The following is a 17806-nucleotide window of genomic DNA, read 5'->3' as shown; positions in this document are numbered from 1 at the left end:
AATTCATGACGAACGACCGATTTGATTTGGACGCCGTGCTCACGACGGCCTTAGAGGCGGCGCTTGAGGCCGGAGATTACTTTAAGTCGAGGTTTGCTACCGAGTTGGTCGTGAAGACCAAGTCATCTATCGCGGACCTCGTCACCGATGTCGATCCATACTGCGAACAGCTCATTCGCACGCGCATTCATCGCTCGTTTGAAGCGCACCAAGTGCTTGGGGAGGAGTCTGTGGAACCAGGCCGGGAGGCGTCGGAGCGAGCCACTCGAGCGGTTGCACAGGAACCTGCGCTGTGGATTGTCGATCCGCTCGACGGCACGACCAACTACGTCAACGCCATCCCTCTGTCGGTCGTTTCCATCGCCTTCGCCTCGCGCGGCGAACTTCAGGTAGGCGTCATCTACGACCCCTATCGAGAAGAGGTTTTCTACGCGCAAAAGGGCAGTGGGGCGAGGTTGGCCAGCCGCGCGGACGTCGTCGAGTGGCTGGGGCGAGCCACGGCCGACCGCCAAACCGACCGCCCAGGTATGAAGCTCTCCGTATCGAGTGTCACCGAGATGCGGCGGGCCGTGGTGTCGACCGGAATGCCGATGCGCCACGTCGATCGCGACGTGATGACGCAAAGGGTCATGCGACTTGTCCTCGAGGCGAAGAGCTTACGCACCTTAGGTGCGGCCGCGCTGCATCTGGCATACGTCGCCGCTGGGCGGATCGATATGTTTTGGGAGTACGAATTAAACGCTTGGGACGTCGCCGCAGGCGTGTTGCTGATCCGCGAGGCGGGTGGCGTCGTCAAAGACCTGCACGGCGGTGAGTATGCGCTGTTGACCCGCGATATCGTGGCCAGTGGCAGACAGGAAACAGCGGACCATATCGTAGCGACACTTCGTGGCGAGTAGACGTTCTTGTCGCGTTTTCAGGAGATGAAGTCATTGCAAACCAACCAAACAGAGCGCGCCCGGCAGCGGATGCTGGAAATTACTGAACTGCCGGTGTACCGGGATAGACATCTGACCTTATTGACGGATTTATACCAACTGACGATGATGTACGGGCAGTTCTGTGTGAACCGGCACGAGGAACGGGTCGTCTTCGACGTGTTCTATCGGACGAACCCGTGTGGAAACGGCTACGCCGTGGCTGCGGGACTCGAACAAGTGGCGTGGTACCTGTACCACCTGAAGTTCACTGAGGGAGATTTAGCGTATTTGCGCTCCCTGAAGATGTTCTCCGAGGATTTTCTCGAGTATCTCAAGGGGTTTTCGTTCCATGGCGACGTATACGCGATTCCGGAGGGGACGCTCGTATTTCCCAACGAGCCGCTGCTTCGCGTCGAAGGTCCGATTTTGGAAGTTCAACTCATCGAGTCGGCCATCTTGACGTTTGTCAACCACCAAAGTCTCATCGCGACGAAGGCGCGACGCATCGTCGAAGCGGCCCGGACAAATCCAAAGCATCCACGCAGTCCAGTCATTGAGATGGGCCTGCGGCGGGCGCAGAACGTGGATGCCTCCGTGTTTGGTGCACGCGCGGCCTACATCGGCGGATGTGTCGGTACGAGCAATCTGATGGCGGGTGAATCTTACCAGATCCCTGTGTCCGGTACGCAGGGACACAGTTGGATTCAGAGTTTCCCTTCCGAATTGGACGCATTTATCGCCTATTCGCAGGCGTTTCCAGAGGAGACTGTGCTGCTTGTCGACACGTACGACGTGCTGCGCTCTGGCATTCCAAACGCAATTCGGGTTGGCCTGCAGATGAAGGAGAAGGGGCTTAGCCTCAAAGGAATCCGCATCGACAGTGGCGACCTCGCGTACCTCTCCAAGCGGGCGCGGCGCATGCTCGACGCGGCCGGACTGAAGGACGTCAAGATCATCGCCTCATCCGATCTCGATGAGTACATCATCCGGGATCTCATCTTACAGGGTGCCGAAATTGACGGATGGGGCGTCGGTACGCACCTGATCACAAGCTCCGAGTGCCCTGCACTCGGCTGTGTTTACAAGCTGGTGGCACAGGAAGTGCACACTGTGTGGGAACCTCGCATCAAGGTTTCCGAAAATCCAAGCAAAGTGACCAACCCGGGGCGCAAAAAGGTCTTGCGCCTATTCGTCGACGATCACGCGGTGGCCGATTTGATCGCGCTGACACACGAGGAGTTTGATGCATCGAAGCCGCTTGAACTGTTTGACCCGATTCATACGTATAAGCGGAAAGTGATTGAGAACTATCGGATTGAGGAGCTGCTCGTACCGGTTTTCGTCCGTGGCGAACTGGTTTACGAATTGCCCAAAGTCCAACAAATTCGGGCGCGCGTCGACGAGCAGGTGGAACAGTTTGTGCCGGAGATCCGGCGCCCGCGCAAACCACATGAGTACCACGTCGATTTGTCGCAGGAATTGTGGGATTTAAAACAGACGCTCCTGCACGAGTGGCGCACCCCCTGACCATAACATGGACGGTGTTCTTAGCGCTCTGATGTTGTATGATGTGAGAGAAGGAGGCGACTCGGGTGAAAGTGCTTAAAGTTACGCCTCGCGGGTATTGTTATGGCGTTGTGGATGCGATGGTCGTCGCCAAGCGCGCGGCTGAGGACAAGGCGTTGCCGCGCCCCATCTATATTCTTGGCATGATTGTGCACAATCAGCACGTGGTCGACGCGTTTGCCAAAGAAGGTGTGATCACGGTCGATGGGGCGGATCGACTGTCGCTTTTGGAGCAAATTGATAAGGGTACGGTGATCTTCACCGCCCACGGCATTTCTCCAGAGGTCAGAGCGCGAGCCTTGGCCAAGGGATTACACGTCATTGATGCGACCTGTCCAGATGTGACCAAGACGCACGATTTGATTGCAGAGAAGACAAAAGCGGGTTATGAAGTCGTCTACATCGGGAAGAAAGGTCACCCTGAGCCCGAAGGGGCGATGGGTGTCGCGCCTTTGCACGTACACCTTGTTCAGGCGCCAGAAGACGTGGACAACCTTCAGTTGTCGACGGATAAGATTGTGGTGACGAACCAGACGACGATGAGTCAATGGGATACGCGCGAACTCATGGAACAAGTCGTCGCTAAGTATCCGACGGCGGAAGTTCACAATGAGATCTGTCTAGCCACCCAGACCCGCCAGCAAGCGGTTGCAGAGCAGGTGGGTGAGGCGGACGTCTGCATCGTCGTGGGTGACCCACGCAGCAACAACTCGAATCGATTGGCACAAGTCGCAGAAGAGGTTGCTGGAACGCGCGCGTATCGGGTTGCGGACGTCAGCGAGATCGACCCCGCGTGGCTTGACGGTGCAAGCGTTGTCGCGGTCACTTCGGGCGCAAGTACGCCGACGGTCATCACCAAGGAAGTCGTCGACTACTTAGAACAGTTCGACCCGGCTGACGCACGCACGCATCCGATCGTCCGGACGGTCAATCCTGACCGAATTTTACCATCTGTCAAGAATCCATCAGCCTAGGTCAACTCTCTAGTGGTTTATGGAAAGCGCAATCCTAGGAGATTGGCTGGGCGACATTTTGGGGAGCGGTGAAACCTGGTCTATCTATTGATTGTTATTCTCGGCCTTATCACCATCGGATTGATGGTCTTGCGCAGGTTCGTTCGCAGGAGGACGTTCGGACGGTTTGCCGTGACGTTTTTGACGGCAATCTTTTGGCTCGCCTTCATCATTATGTTGGGTTACCAAATTGGGTATTCGGCCGGCGACAGAGGTGTAAGTCTGTTGAAGCTACTTCACATCTCGCGAAATAATCCATAGGTCGAATACGAAAGGCGCCCCCCGTTTTGTCAGGTGGTCGCTTGCAAGAGAGTCACGAACCACAGGTTGGAAGCGAATTTGGGAGGGATGGGCATGGAGGAAGCGCTTCGTTCTTTCTTCTTGCAATTGGCACAAAACAAAGCTATGAACAGTTGGGCCAAAAGATATGGATTGCGGTTTGGGGCGAACAGATTCGTCGCAGGTGAAACGATAGAGGCTGCTATCGAAACCGTTCGTCAGTTGAATCGATCCGGCATTGCAGTGACACTCGATCACCTCGGTGAATTCGTCGCCGACGAATCGGAAGCTCGCGCTTCTGCCGACTACTGCGTGAAGACGCTAGATGCCATCCACGCGGCAGGGGCAGATTCCTCCTTGAGCTTGAAGCTGACGCAGATTGGTTTGGATATCAGCAAGGACCTGTGCCTTGAGAACATGCGCATGATTCTTAATCGCGCGAGCAGTCACGACCTCTGGGTCAATATCGATATGGAGGATTTTGCGCGTTGCCAAGTCACCCTCGATATCTTCCGTGAACTGGCTGCTTCGTATGAGAAGGTACAGACGGTGATTCAGTCCTACTTGTACAGAAGCCTCGCAGATGTCGAGGCCTTGACCGAAATGGGTGCGAGTATCCGACTCGTCAAAGGGGCCTATAAGGAACCTGAATCGGTAGCGTATCCCGATAAGAAAGATGTCGACGCGAGTTACTTGAAGATGTTGGACGTGCACTTGCCGAGTTCTGGTCTCACGTCCATCGCGACGCATGACGAAAACATCATCAATTACGCCAAGCGCGCCATCGCAGAGAAGAACATCGGGAAGCATCAGTACGAGTTCCAAATGCTCTATGGCATCCGCACGGACCTCCAACAGTCACTTGCGAAGGAAGGGTATTCGGTGCGCATCTACGTACCATACGGCGACGATTGGTACGGGTACTTTATGCGCCGTCTAGCTGAACGACCGGCAAACGTGCAGTTTGTTTTAAAGGGCGTCCTTCACTGAGTAGACCATCGACTCCTGTTCAGAGTGGCAATATTTTTAGCACCTACTATTAAAGTGGGTGCTTTTTTCTTACGGGTACAAGCTCTGAATTATTTGACTAATTAGTAATAGGTGCTATAATCTTGATAAGAAAGTCATACTATTTTATCAATTTCTTGTTTTTAGGGGTAAGGAAGGGGAGAACTTATGGAGCAGGGTAAATTTCGTAGAAAACTAAGTCTATTGGACCTCACGCTGTTAGGTGTCGGTTCAATGGTCGGCTCCGGCTGGCTGTTTGCATCGCAGACGGCTGCGACGATGGCAGGGAGCATCGCTTGGATACCCTGGCTGTTTGGCGCATTCGCCGTCATGCTCATCGGTCTAGTGTACGGCGAGATGGCCGCGGCGATTCCGCGCGCGGGCGGTTTTGTCCGCTACCCGGACTACACACACGGTTCTCTCGTCGGTTACTTGATTGGATTTGCGTCGATGATGGCGTATTCCAGCGTCGCAGGTGTCGAGGCGGAAGCGGTTCGCAGCTACGCGTCAAGCTACATTCCGGGCCTTGAAATCATCAAAGGCACCGCGACGAACGTCACGTTTGTCGGAGATTTATTCCAAATCGCACTTTTAGTTTTGTTTTTCTTAATCAACTATTGGAGCGTCCGAGTTTTCGGAAAAATCAATACCATCGTCACGGCGCTCAAGTTTATCGTGCCGCTCTTGACCATTCTCGTATTGTTGTTTCATTTCCATCCGAGCAATTTTGCGGTTACGACTGCGAGCCCTGGTGGAATTCACGGCGCCATGCAGGCGCTGACGACCGGTGGTCTCGTCTTCTCGTTCCTAGGATTTCGCCAGGCGGTTGACTTCGGCGCAGAGGCGCGCAACCCACAGCGGGATATCCCTCGCGCCATCGTGTTTGCGGTCCTCCTCTCCACGTTGATTTACGTCATGTTGCAACTCGTATTCATCGGAGCTGTACCACACAACTTGATTGCCAACGGCTGGCAAGGAGTCACCTTCAAGTCTCCATTTGCAAACTTGTTGGAGACCCTCGGACTTGGTTGGATGGCCGTCATTATCTTCGCTGACGCGATTCTCTCTCCGTCTGGCACAGGCAATATCTACTTGGCGGGGACGGCTCGTACGTTGTTCGCTTGGGCTCGAAACGGGTATTTCTACTCTGTTATCGGCAAGATTGACAAACGTACTGGTCTACCGCGGGGCGCACTCTGGCTCACGTTGATCCTGTCTATCGTCTGGACGTTGCCTTTCCGATTCAGCATGTGGAGTGGCTTGGTCAACGCGGTCACGTCTGCAACCGTCATGACGTATATGATCGGGCCAGTCGGCGTCGCTGCGCTTCGCCGCTACGCACCGGAGCTGCACCGCCCCTATAAGTTAAAGGGGTTGCATATTCTCGCCCCTGCAGCGTTTGTCTGCGCAACCTGGATCATCTATTGGGCTGGTTGGCAAACGGACTCGTTGCTCATCGGGTTTACGTTGGCTTCCTTGATTCTCTACTTTGCGTTTATGGATAAGGATGCCGCGTCGCGTCAGCGGATGAAGAACGAGTGGAAGTCAGGTATCTGGCTGATTGTCTATTATCTGTTTGTCGGTGTGATGTCCGTACTCGGCAGTTTTACTAACACAGCTGTCTATCACATCGTGATCGCGAATCCTTGGGATACCATTATCGTGGGCGTCGGCGCGCTGGTGTTTTATTACTGGGGTGTTGCGAGTGCGCTTCGCGTTCCACGCATCGTCGACGAGGCCGAGGCGGAAGAGGTATCAGACGCCGGATACGCCGCGTCGAACGGGGGTTCGATTCAGGCTTGACGTATCGCGTATCCCCAAAGCATACCGGCTTACAGGTCGGTATGCTTTTTTTCTTGCGCAGAATTGACCGCTTTTTGGTACAGCTCGATGAACCGTGCGGCGGAGGTAGTCCAAGTAAACTTTCCCGCCTGCTTCAACGCGGAATCGCTGTATTGCTGATAGGTCTGTCTATCTTGTAACGAGCGAATGGCCCTGGCGAATGCAGAAGGATTGTGGAAGTTTTTCACCAATCGCCCACCCTCTGTACCGACCGCCTCGGGGATACCGCCGATGTGGCTGGCGACCACAGGTAGTCCATTCATCATCGCTTCGATGGTGACGAGACCGAACGCTTCGTGCTTTTGCGAAGGACAGACCAGGATGTCGTGTGATGCATAGACGTCTTGTAGTTGATTCGGGGCGACAAATCCAGTAAATGTCACGTTCGCGTTCGCAGCGGACCGCACGATCTGCCTTCGGTATGCGCGTTCCCACGGCGGGGTTCTCCCTACAACCGTCAGTTCAATCGGCATCTGTCGCTCTAGGACCTTCAACGCGTCAATCGCGATATGCACCCCTTTTTGGTGGATGACGCGGCCGACGAAGAGCAGGCGAAGTGGGTCGTGAGTTGCCTTGCCGAGTTCAGTGCCACCTGGTGTTCGGCAGGGCTGTGTCACACCTGGGTAAATGACAGACGGATGCCACCTGTCGGATAACCCGATGCGTTCGCGTACGGTTTTTGCTAGGTCGTGACTATTACACACCACCGCACGGACAGACGTGAGCACGCGCCGAGCGTCTGCGGATGTAATATGTTTTGGCCCAAGAAAGGTCGTCGAGTGGAGATTGAGTAACATCGCTTTCGCAGGAAACCGCCGTAGAAGTCGAAGAGCCTGTTTCGGCCGGTTTTCGACCTGAATGATCTGTGGGTGGAGGCTGTCGATGAGTTTCCTCACTCCTCTCCAGTATTGATCCGGAGAGGTGCGCTCCACGATGAAATGGCTGTAATCTAGCGCCTCATTCGAGAACGTAGATTTCACGCCAGGACTCACGAGGGTCACCTGAACGTCCTCACTCCGTGATAATGCCTCACAGAGATGTGATACGTAAATCTGTACACTGCCTCCACGCTGTGGGGGAATCGGTAAGTCTTCTGGTGCGACAATCATGACGTGCATGTCAAACCCTCCCCAATCACACCCGCCCTATAGCATATGAGCCCACGATCAAACAGACACGGCAAAGCATACAATGGTCGCAGAAGGGGGCTGGACTTTAAAGCCTCTATACTGCCTAGACGTCTCTTTAACTGTATAGGTCGTACCATCCGGGGATGGGGGAATCTCTGTGTTCTTTGTGCTCACTGGACGAGGTCCAGCCGCTTATCATCGATTGCGTCGGCGTGACCTGACGTTTCGCCACCTGTATCGCGCGTGCCGGGATGCAGGGGTGGACATGGTCCTCACGACACCGGAGAACGTGGATGCGCGAACTGGAAAATGTAAGGGCTGGACGCTGAACGAGGCACAAGGCGCCAATTGGAACCCAAAGCTCTGCTCGCTCGAAAATAGAATTTTGTACGACGCCATGTACTTGTCTGATCTCAAGATGCAGCGGAAGGCGTATCACCGGGCGCTAGCTAGTGCCAGAAGATCCGGATGTCTGGTATTCAACCCGAAACTCCCACCCAAGGATGAGTTGCACCGACTTCTCGTCGATACGGCACGTGTCGATGACAGGTCGTCCGAGCCTCTGCACATTGTCGTGCCTGTGTCCCATTTGCACGTCGACGTGAAGCAAGTAAAACATCTGCTGCACCGCACCAATGGCGCGATGTGGTTAAAACCCGTCTATGGATCCGGCGGGCGAAACATGCTGTTTATCGCCCCGCTGGGACGAGAACAGTACAGAGTGCGCGGCGCACGCTTCTTCGATGCGGATGTATCGGCGCAGTGGAGCGAACGCGAACTCCTCAAACAAGTGCAAAAGGCCCTGCGACGACGAGAATATCTACTCCAGGAAGATGTCGATTTGATTCAGACGGCGGACGGAAGGCGGGTGGATTTCCGCGTTACGTTGGCGCGGGGAACGGAAGGGGTGTGGAGCGTCACGGCCATCACGTCTCGCTATGCCCGGCCGGGAAATACGCTGACAAATTTTCACGCGGGTGGATCGATTCGGTCACTGACTGCACTGGAAGAGTCCACCGTGCAGGCGCTAACGGAAGTTGGACTCACAAAGCGCGATCTGGATCGGATCGTAAATTGTGCAACTCAGGCTGCACAAAAGATTTCCCGGGAATATCCACTCGTTGGGTTATTGGGGATAGACGTCGGGGTGAGCGCCGTCGACGGTCGAACGTACGTGTACGATTGTAACAGTCGCCCAGGCAGAGATATTCTCACAGACCCTGAGATAGAGGAAACCATGCGACAGGTGGCCAAATTTGCTCGGTATTTACAGGAGCGGGCAAAGAACTGAGGGGAGCGGGGACTCGGCCTCCCCGGTTGTGGCGACTGAAGACGCCTGATCTGGCCTTGCAACCAGACACACAGCCTCCGCGTGGCTAGTGGCCAACCCACGTGCACCGACGACGTTGCGCTATAATGGACGTGTTAGCGAGGGTAGCGCCACAGAGGAGGCTAATTATGACGACGCATAGCGTGTACGAAGCACGTCGCATGCGACTTGCACAGGACTTGCATAACAATGGTGTGGATGCGGTCGTTCTCACACACCCGGCATGTTTCTATTATTTTACAGGTAGTTGGGTGGAGACGGGAGAGCGGGCAGCAGGGCTAATTGTCTTGCCAGACGGCGAGTCCGCCATTGTTGCGCATGAAATGTTCCAACTCCCGTTCGAAAAAGCCGGTGTACAAATCGAGTTCTGGAAAGATGGCGAATCTGCTTATCCGCTCTTTGCCAAGCGCATCGGGCGACAAAGTGGTACGGTCGCCATCGATGGCACGTGGCAGGCGCGACACGTGATCGGCCTGCAGGCGACGTTGCCAGAAGGAGTACGCACGGTCAGTGGTGACCCGTTCATCGAGCGCGCGCGCGTGCGCAAAGATGTGGACGAGTTAAAGTCGCTTTCGCACGCGTCTTGGCAGGCGGATCAGGTCGTGCAGCAACTTCGTGAACATTTGAAAAGTGGCCTCACGGAGTTAGAGGTTTCGCGAAAGGTGTCCGAGTTGTGGCAGTCCGTTGGTGCGCACGGCGAGTCGTTTCCGGCGATTATCGGGATTGGCCAAAATGGTGCTGAACCGCATCACGAACCGGATGATTCCTTACTCGTGGCGGGCACTACGCTGATTGTGGATACCGGCGGGATCTATGAACATTATTGCAGCGATATCACAAGGACCTATATTTTAGGGGAGCCGTCTGAAGCGATTCGCGAGGTGTACAATCTCGTCCTCGAAGCGAATCTGGCGGGAATCGCGGCGGCCAAACCGGGTGTCACCCTCGGCGAAGTGGACGATGTGGTCCGCGACGTGATTGTGCGTGGCGGCTACGGAAAGTATTTCACACATCGCACCGGTCACGGTGTGGGATTGGATATCCATGAAGCACCTTATGTGATTTCGGGTAATGAGCAGGTACTCGAGCCTGGGATGGTGATGAGTATTGAGCCGGGGATTTACTTGCCTGGTAAGTTCGGTGTGCGAATAGAGGACTTGATTGTGATCACGGAACTTGGCGCGACGACTTTGAACAATGCCCCAAAGGTCATCGACGCCGTTACCGTTCGCATCTAAGCGGTGTGGTCCTCTACTCAAAATCGTCGTCGTACTCGTCGAGACGCGCGATTGGGATAGCCGTTGTCTCTCCTGAAGATTGACGGATGCCCCAAGCCATGACGCCTTCGAGGCCGGTGACAGTCAGTCGGTCGTATTCTTCCGCGATGCGGTAGGTGCGGCCGATTTCAATATGGGCAGAAGGAAGGATCTCGTAGCTCTTGGCTAGATACCATTTCGTCATGTAAACCTCGTATTCGGTCCAATTTTCCTCGTCGAAAGCGCGTTGCCCCTTTTGCTGCAGTTCTTTCATCTCGGCTTGCAACTGTTCTTTTGTCATGTCGCTGTACAGCACTTCTAAGCCCTCTTCCCCAAACCGTCATTGTTGCAATTGTCCATTGACGCGCAGATATAATTCATCGCTTGTAATTATAACAAGTGTGACGCGGAGCCGAAACTTGCGGTTGGCAACCATGACTGATTGGGGATCGAGAATGCGGTTGGGAAGGTCGGGATGGTCTAATAGGATTTTAAGCGATTTACCTTGCAGAAATGCGAGGCTCTTTTGCACGCGAGCCTTGATCGCGGTTTGGACGGGCACATCGTTTGGCACGTTGCAGTCGACGTGAATTGTACTCAGGGTGGCTTCTGCATTTGGATTTTCCACCTGTTCGGAGAGCAGTGTATTTTCTCGTTCGAGCGCCTCGTTTTCCTGCTGTTGCAGGACGAGGTTCTCGTGCATGGTCTTCAAGTCATGTCCGGCGTAGAACGTGATGCCTGTCCCACCGATGAGCATACCGAGCACGAGCGCCCCGATGATCTGCTTAAGTCCTGGCCGGATCATCATTTTTCACCTCCGATGATCCACTGGATGATGACGTACCCGACCTGGCATCCGATAAAAGCTGCGACCAGATATACAAACGTTCGGGCCATGGGCATGAAGGAGAAGTCGAACACACCGCGGTGGATGACGCGCAAAGTATCCATCGTACCGCCGAGTGCCGCTGCTAGGGCCCAAATTTTTAGGTCGTCAGACAGTGAGTTCATCGTGGAAAATGGATTGTGGTGGGTGATGATGGCGGACAGCCCACCGAGCAGGGACCCGCCTATCACCATGCCCATCGATACGAAAAAGTCCAGGATGCAATTTCCAATTACCCCTGAAAACATGCCAGTCCCCTCCGCAATGCTCGTCTATTCAAACATACGGGATGAAACGGCTTCATATGCGAAACAATCACACGCCGCATATTCAGTCGAAGGTCGAAGAGACTAGGAACGGTCGGCAATCTGCCGATTCGCGTACAAAATCTCGAGTGCGAAAGCGAGGATGATGCCGGTGTCAGAACCAGAAAAGCATCACGAGCGTGGAAGCATGGTCGATGAAGCCGGTCGGACGATCGTCGAAGAAAAATCCCCCGATGATTTTTGTTTCGAAGGTGGAGATTGTGCTGCGACGGGCGGGGCACAAGCGATCGCTGGAGACCTTCGCACACTCGCAGCAAACGACAACCCTGATGACCTTGAGGGCGAGCCGTACAGGCTGTAGCGATTTCTGTACGTGGGCAGGGAGCCACCGCGCTCTCTGCCTATTTCACGTTTTGGCGGGAAATGACGAAGTTCGCGTTTTACGTTCCTTTGCGCGTAATGATAAGATGAATGAACAGTCATTTTTTCGTCACGACTGCCGGACACAATCAGAGGAACCTTGATAGGAATGAGCGGTGAGGACATGGACGACAACCAGAGAGCGTTACCCTTCGGCCTTCACTTCCTGGTGAGAGAAACTGCCGATGGAGAAGATCAAGCTGTGTTCTCATGGTCGGAAGCGTTGGCGCGTTCAGATGAAGAGCATCTACTGGCAGTGGCAGAACAATTGGTTCAAAACGGGATTATTCCCACGTTTGATGTGGGCGCACGCAAACTGTGCCTAAACGCCGCGGGACTCATCCAGTTGTTGACGAACTTGCGCGAGATGGACGAATTCATCCTTACGCGTGCTCCTTCGTCAGCAAGTGGTAGAACGCTCCAACAAGCCATTGCGGGCCTTAGTCTTGCGCGTGAAATCGTTCGCGCGCGGGACATCTTAGCAGGTGCCTTTGTGACTGCGTTCACGGTGGCTCATTGTCTAAGCGTTTTACGGGATGCCGCTTCATCTACGGACGACGTGATGCCTCAGTGGGGGTCCGGCAATGGCACGTTCGTCGGCATGTGGTTGCCAGCTTGGTCGCTTCTAGAGTTTTGCAGTGTCCGGTTGTCGATTTTATCGGGTTTCCAAAACGGCCAGCCGCAGGTGACGGATTCGAGTGAGCAAGCCGCCATCGACTGGTGGATCATGGTATGTGTCGACGCCATCGTTCGCGAACAACTGTTTGACGTCATCGATTCGACTGCATCTTCGGGGCAATCGTACAGAGTGATGTACCGGGGCGAAGCGGATGTGTTTGAAGCGTGGCGGGCATCGCTCAAGGGTGCGACAGGGCAAACGTTCCCGGGAGACGGCTGGCTCGTCGCACGGGCGATGCGTCAGGCGCTGCAGACGTCCGGTTGGAAGGCCTCGAACCTGGACGATAACTCCGGGAAAAACTTTTATACGCTGTCCTTTCAACTCGTCCCACCACTTGCCGATTCGCCTTCCGCAAATTGGGAGTTGGTTTATCAGGTCAAACACCGGTTATTAGGTTGGTCGAAGCCGCTGGAAGATTGGTGGCGACAAGAAGAGCGCGTTTGGGTGATCGGCGAGGATACGCTCGTGCAACCGGACGTCTGGATGCTGCCGGCGCTTCGACAGGCGGCGGCGGTGAGCCGTGAGATCAAGCAGTCCTTTGCGCTGCCAGCACCGAGCGCGTGCGAGATTGCAGCGGATGACGTCTATACGTTTCTCACGGAATCTGTACCGCGCCTTCGGGCATTGGGATTTTCTATTGATGCGCCGAACGTACTGCGGGAAAACGGGTCGCGCGTGCGGATTCGCGTACGCGTGAAACGGCCCAAGTCGGAGGCCAAGCGCGCCGGCGGATCTTCGCAGCAGTGGTTTGATGCGAATCGGCTGGTGGATTTTGATTGGTCCATCGTGATCGACGACGAGGAAATCTCGCGCGAGGCGTTTGCGAAATTGGTCGCCAATCAAACGCCGTTTGTGCAAGTCGAGGGTTCGTGGCGGCTCATTCCGGTGGATGAGATCCTGCGGCAGGTCGAGGAGCTCGGTGGCGTCGGAAAGCCGCTCGCCACGCGCGTGTTGGATTTGTCACGGGCGATATTGATGTCCTCGGACACGGCCGAAGTCCCCGTACAAGTTGAGTATCAGGAAGAGGCCATGCCGATTGAGCACGTCATTTCGGTCTTGACGCACGCGTCGAATCCCACGCTGTGCGACACGCCCGAGGCGTTTCGCGGGCAATTGCGGCATTATCAGCAATTCGGTTTCTCGTGGCTCATGCATTTGCGATCCATTGGCTGCGGCGCTTGTTTGGCGGATGATATGGGCCTCGGGAAGACGGTTCAGGTGCTCGCGTATCTTTTGGAACTGGAAGAGAGGGGATTGAAAAAGGGCGTCCATTTGCTCGTCTGCCCGACGTCGCTCTTGCCAAACTGGCGTGCCGAACTGGCGAAGTTCGCGCCGAATCTGTCGGTGTACGTACATCACGGCAGTGACCGAGACTTGGCAGCGCACGTGTCACCTGACAAACCGGTCCATATCGTGATGACCACGTACGCTACGCTCGTTCGCGATATCGAGCTGTTGCAGGAGTTGCAATTTGACGCGGTGGTTGTGGACGAGGCGCAAAACATCAAGAACGCCGACACGAAGCAGGCGCAGGCAATACGGTTGATCCAAGCGGAACACCGGATTGCACTCACAGGTACGCCGATTGAAAATCGGTTGGAAGAATTGTGGGCATTGATGGATTTCTTAAATCCAGGTTACCTCGGCTCACCGTCGTGGTTCCGCAAGACACTCATCGACGGGACGTTGCGCAATCCAACCGGTGACACAGCGACGAAGTTGCAGGTCCTGCTTCGTCCGGTCCTGCTTCGCAGGCGGAAATCCGACCCCGAAATTCAAACGGAACTGCCGGATAAGTGGGAAGTCAGCGAGCGTGCACTACTCACGGGGGAGCAGGCGGCGATGTACCAGGCCATGGTCGACCAGCTGTTCACAGACATCACGCCTCTGCAGGGGGGGGGCATGTCGAGGCGGGGACAAATTCTTGCGACGTTGGTCCGCCTCAAACAGATTTGTGATCACCCGTGTCTCATCTCTGGTGGAGTCGCGTCCGTCAATCGATCCGGCAAGCTCCGCCAACTCATCGAATTGCTGCAAACGGTGTTGGATGAAGGAGAATGTGCGCTCGTCTTTACGCAATTTCGCGATATGGGCGAGATCTTGTGCGATACCATCGAGGAACAGCTGTCGGTGCGTCCGAAGTTTTTACATGGCGGCCTGTCCGCTTCGACCCGCGGTCAAATCGTCGACGATTTTCAAAAGGGGAAAGACCCTTCGCCAATCCTCGTCTTGTCGCTTCGTGCCGGAGGCGTCGGCATCAACTTGACGCGGGCCAACCACGTCTTTCACTTTGACAGGTGGTGGAATCCGGCTGTTGAAGACCAGGCGACTGACCGCGCGTATCGAATTGGGCAGACCAAGGATGTCCAGGTGCACAAGATGATTTGTACCGGTACCCTCGAAGAGCGCATTGATGATCTGATCACGACCAAGCGCGAGTTGTCCCAAGCGATTGTCGGTGGAACCAATGAGTGGGTGACAGAACTCGATGATGATGCACTGCGCGAGTTGTTTACACTCAGCGAACAGAACATTTGGGAGGAGGAAGAGGCGTGAAGTCTAAAGCGCGTACGCCTGTCGTCGAAGGCGCTTGGAAAGTTGTCCTCAAAGAGGCGGACAAATCCCGCGTTCGCAAAGGTAAACAGGATGCGAGAGGGGGCGCTGTGTCGGATGTGCGCACACATGATGGCGGCATTGTCGCCACCGTGAAAACAGCGGGCCCCGAGCGCGGGGCATTTCATGTGTTTATGCCGTGGTTGGCCGATTACACAGGACACAGTCGAGATGTCGCCAAGTGGCTGGCTCGCCGCCCGGATTGGCTCGCTGCGCACTTTGCCGGGGAGTGGGAGCCGGACTTCATCAAATTCGTCACGGATAACCAGTTAAATCTCTTTCCGGATGAGACGACGTGGGGGAAGATGGAGCGGGAGACAAAATGTACGTGCAACGATTGGCAACCGGTCTGTGCACACGTGCTCGCACTTCTGTTTCACCTCTTGGCGACGGCGGATGCCGAGCCGTTACACGTGTTTCGCTTTGTCGGTTTGTCCGTGGATGCGCTGCTCGACGAGGCGCACCGGGAGGGTGCTGTCTCGTTTGCGGCGGAGCGCCGGACAAGGGAGCAGGAAACAGCGCCTACACCGGCTGCACAAATGTCGGCACAGAGGCTCGACGAGGCGAGTCAATCAAACAAACGAGATCTGCGGAATCTCATCGCACATGTCGAAGCCGTTACGCCAAACGGCCGTCTCATCCCGCAGTTTATTTTCCAAACACCGGGAGACAGCCATTAACCGGCGTGGAACTCGTCCGCTGAAGCGGCATGTTCGGAATCGCACGCGTTCGTCGGTTCCGACACCGCCGTTCTTTGCATCGCAAAATGCAGGGCTGGCTCTGCGGGAGGGTGCGGAAAAGCCCTTTGGTCTGTCGAGAGTGCCTGCTTTGCCAATAGTCCGAGCACCAAAGCTAGTAACATGACAGTGATGATAAATCCAATTGCCACGTGAATCCCGCCCTTTGTTTTGTCGTTCACTGATATAGACGACAAATCCCCACAAAATGTTTCAGCGAGTTTTGTTGATAGACAAATATTTTGCAAATCCTCCACGCCATTTCTGCCCTATTTCGCAGGTTAACTTTACCACCCTGAAAACCGAACATATGTTTGTATCGACGTGTCCGCGTGCATATAATGATACAAGAACATATGTTCCGGGGTGTTTGCAGATGAAATATACGTTATTCGGACAGGGGGAGGGCGTGTGTACAGAAGCGCCCGCCAATTCTCCATATGTGACGGTGGACAGTTCTCAGGTCGTGACGGATGTATCGGTTTCGGCTGGTCGGGCGGGGGTCCGAATGGGGTGGCCACTGCGAACGGCGATGGCCGTTACACCGAATTTAATCGTTTTCTCCCATCCGGAACGCACAACGGACACCATGCACAAGGTGTATCGCGCGTTGTGGAACGTGTCCCCGTTTCTTCGTACGGTCGATTCTAACGCGTTTTTTCTGCAGGTCCCAGGGGAGGATGTGCCGCTTGCGGAAGTGCGGCAGGTACTTCTGGAAATCCATCGGGTGCTGCACGCCGAACAGAGATTTCGGGCGGGTCTGGCGGAAAATCCGTTTTTGGCAGAGGCACTCGTCGCCTGGAGCCGCCTGGAGCGAGTGCCTGGCGCGCTGTATTACCGGGTGCGTCAACAGCAGCTCATCGTCTCTCCGGGGTTGGCGAGATGGCTCGACACCGGGGAAGAGATAGAGACGCGTTGGTTGGAACAGATGCCGATTCCAGCGTTGTGGTACATCCCTGAAAAACAGCGCGAACAGTTGCTGCAACTCGGCGTGCATCGGCTGCGGGACTTAAAGGGGATATCTGATGAGCTTTTGTCTGTGCACTTTGGTAAAGAAGCGTGGCTCTGGAGGCGCGCGATGGAACAGGTGCCGGGCGGAAAAATTCAGGTCAACTATCCGGCGATTGAGCAAAGATGTTCCTGGCGCGCACCGATTGGCGAAGAATCGGGGATAGAAGTCGTCGAATCGCTGATGGAATCGATGGCGGCACAGTTGTGTGGCGAGTTGCAGCGGGTGTCTGCAGGCGCGATGAGCATCGGGGTCAGTTGGCGGACGGAAACGGGCCGCGGAAGCTATGAACACGCAGCGCGTAGTCCCGTGTATCAGCCGTTTTCACTGATTGCCGGACTAGAGGCGGGGCGGTTGCAGATGGTGGGGCGGCGGCTGGAGCTGCTGGACGTGTACGTGTCCGACTTGCGACCGCTTCAGTCCGTGCAGGCCGGGTTTGTGCTGTACGAAGACGCGTTTTACCCGTTGGCGCAAATCGAGCGTTCGCGAATGGAGGACGTACGCGTGCAATTGGCGCACAAATTCCCGAAGAAACTGCAAATCGGCATTAAGCCGACGTTTCGAGAGGCGCGCTTGGCGGCCATTGAGCGGGGGGGAAGCTTGTGAGCCGCATTGTGCGCAGGCCTGTCGCAGTGTGCAAGTGGCGGGACGAGGAGCCTGAAGCCTTTGTCGATCACGACGAAGTACATACGATTCTCGAAGTGCTTGACCGGTGGATGGAGATGGGCGACTGGTGGCAAGGCGAAGGGGAGCGCAAGATGTTGCGCGTGTGGACCGACCACAACGCACTGCTCGAACTCGAGTGTACCAGACAGGCGTGGTATATCTACAAAGTTTGGGATTAGGCGGGGA

17 protein-coding genes are annotated in these 17806 nt (G+C 55.3%); 12 read left to right on the top strand and 5 right to left on the bottom strand.

Annotation, left to right across the window (positions count from 1 at the left end; translation table 11 throughout):
• Positions 1-5: 5 nt before the first annotated feature.
• The 5 genes from NZD89_RS21370 (at position 6) to NZD89_RS21350 (ending at position 6589) form a co-directional block, all read left to right on the top strand.
• On the top strand, positions 6-899 hold the full coding sequence (locus NZD89_RS21370) for an inositol monophosphatase family protein (protein WP_268004719.1): 894 nt from the start codon (positions 6-8) through the stop codon (positions 897-899).
• A 69-nt stretch (positions 900-968) separates the two neighbouring features.
• Positions 969-2447: a nicotinate phosphoribosyltransferase gene (locus tag NZD89_RS21365; protein ID WP_268008569.1), complete on the top strand. Its 1479-nt coding sequence runs from the start codon at positions 969-971 to the stop codon at positions 2445-2447.
• 65 nt (positions 2448-2512) lie between these two features.
• Positions 2513-3460 (top strand): 4-hydroxy-3-methylbut-2-enyl diphosphate reductase, encoded by a 948-nt coding sequence (locus NZD89_RS21360; protein ID WP_268004718.1) that lies wholly within the window; start codon positions 2513-2515, stop codon positions 3458-3460.
• Positions 3461-3853: 393 nt separating this feature from the next.
• Positions 3854-4768, top strand: coding sequence for a proline dehydrogenase family protein (locus NZD89_RS21355; protein WP_268004717.1), 915 nt, complete (start codon positions 3854-3856; stop codon positions 4766-4768).
• Positions 4769-4954: 186 nt separating this feature from the next.
• Complete coding sequence (locus tag NZD89_RS21350) at positions 4955-6589, top strand: APC family permease (RefSeq protein ID WP_268004716.1); 1635 nt, start codon at positions 4955-4957, stop codon at positions 6587-6589.
• Positions 6590-6618: 29 nt separating this feature from the next.
• Here the strand turns inward: NZD89_RS21350 and NZD89_RS21345 are convergent, their stop codons facing one another.
• Positions 6619-7746 (bottom strand): glycosyltransferase family 4 protein, encoded by a 1128-nt coding sequence (locus tag NZD89_RS21345; RefSeq protein WP_268004715.1) that lies wholly within the window; start codon positions 7744-7746, stop codon positions 6619-6621.
• Positions 7747-7915: 169 nt separating this feature from the next.
• On the opposite strand from NZD89_RS21345, the gene NZD89_RS21340 reads away from it, so the two are divergent.
• Positions 7916-9049 carry a YheC/YheD family protein gene (locus NZD89_RS21340; protein WP_268004714.1) on the top strand — a complete coding sequence of 378 codons (1134 nt, stop codon included), beginning with the start codon at positions 7916-7918 and terminating at the stop codon, positions 9047-9049.
• Positions 9050-9216: 167 nt separating this feature from the next.
• Positions 9217-10326 (top strand): M24 family metallopeptidase, encoded by a 1110-nt coding sequence (locus NZD89_RS21335; protein WP_268004713.1) that lies wholly within the window; start codon positions 9217-9219, stop codon positions 10324-10326.
• A 13-nt stretch (positions 10327-10339) separates the two neighbouring features.
• Here NZD89_RS21335 and NZD89_RS21330 read toward each other — a convergent pair whose 3' ends face one another.
• The 3 genes from NZD89_RS21330 to NZD89_RS21320 are packed head-to-tail and all read right to left on the bottom strand — an operon-like array spanning position 10340 to position 11478.
• The gene (locus NZD89_RS21330; protein ID WP_268004712.1) at positions 10340-10660 is read right to left on the bottom strand and encodes a DUF1811 family protein; all 321 of its coding nucleotides are present in this window, start codon (positions 10658-10660) and stop codon (positions 10340-10342) included.
• Between the two features lie 24 nt (positions 10661-10684).
• Entirely contained in the window at positions 10685-11152 is a 468-nt protein-coding gene (locus NZD89_RS21325; protein WP_268004711.1) for a hypothetical protein, read from the bottom strand.
• Complete coding sequence (locus NZD89_RS21320; RefSeq protein ID WP_268004710.1) at positions 11149-11478, bottom strand: YtrH family sporulation protein; 330 nt, start codon at positions 11476-11478, stop codon at positions 11149-11151. Before NZD89_RS21320 ends, NZD89_RS21325 begins: the two co-directional genes overlap by 4 nt.
• Positions 11479-11647: 169 nt before the next feature.
• On the opposite strand from NZD89_RS21320, the gene NZD89_RS21315 reads away from it, so the two are divergent.
• The 3 genes from NZD89_RS21315 (at position 11648) to NZD89_RS21305 (ending at position 15888) form a co-directional block, all read left to right on the top strand.
• Positions 11648-11857 carry a hypothetical protein gene (locus tag NZD89_RS21315; protein ID WP_268004709.1) on the top strand — a complete coding sequence of 70 codons (210 nt, stop codon included), beginning with the start codon at positions 11648-11650 and terminating at the stop codon, positions 11855-11857.
• A gap of 168 nt (positions 11858-12025) precedes the next feature.
• Positions 12026-15151, top strand: a complete 3126-nt coding sequence (locus tag NZD89_RS21310) for a DEAD/DEAH box helicase (RefSeq protein ID WP_268004708.1) — start codon at positions 12026-12028, stop codon at positions 15149-15151.
• On the top strand, positions 15148-15888 hold the full coding sequence (locus tag NZD89_RS21305) for a hypothetical protein (RefSeq protein WP_268004707.1): 741 nt from the start codon (positions 15148-15150) through the stop codon (positions 15886-15888). Before NZD89_RS21310 ends, NZD89_RS21305 begins: the two co-directional genes overlap by 4 nt.
• Here the strand turns inward: NZD89_RS21305 and NZD89_RS21300 are convergent.
• On the bottom strand, positions 15885-16097 hold the full coding sequence (locus tag NZD89_RS21300) for a hypothetical protein (protein ID WP_268004706.1): 213 nt from the start codon (positions 16095-16097) through the stop codon (positions 15885-15887). The genes NZD89_RS21305 and NZD89_RS21300 overlap by 4 nt on opposite strands.
• A 224-nt stretch (positions 16098-16321) precedes the next feature.
• Here NZD89_RS21300 and NZD89_RS21295 point away from each other — a divergent pair, with 224 nt between their 5' ends.
• Both NZD89_RS21295 and NZD89_RS21290 read left to right on the top strand, forming a co-directional pair.
• Positions 16322-17560 (top strand): Y-family DNA polymerase, encoded by a 1239-nt coding sequence (locus tag NZD89_RS21295; RefSeq protein ID WP_268004705.1) that lies wholly within the window; start codon positions 16322-16324, stop codon positions 17558-17560.
• Positions 17557-17799: a DUF6504 family protein gene (locus tag NZD89_RS21290; RefSeq protein ID WP_268004704.1), complete on the top strand. Its 243-nt coding sequence runs from the start codon at positions 17557-17559 to the stop codon at positions 17797-17799. The genes NZD89_RS21295 and NZD89_RS21290 overlap by 4 nt, the downstream gene beginning before the upstream one ends.
• Positions 17800-17806: the final 7 nt, after the last annotated feature.

This window comes from Alicyclobacillus fastidiosus, from assembly GCF_026651875.1.
Taxonomy (GTDB): Bacteria; Bacillota; Bacilli; order Alicyclobacillales; family Alicyclobacillaceae; genus Alicyclobacillus; species Alicyclobacillus fastidiosus.
This window is presented reverse-complemented; position numbering and strand designations above follow the sequence as displayed.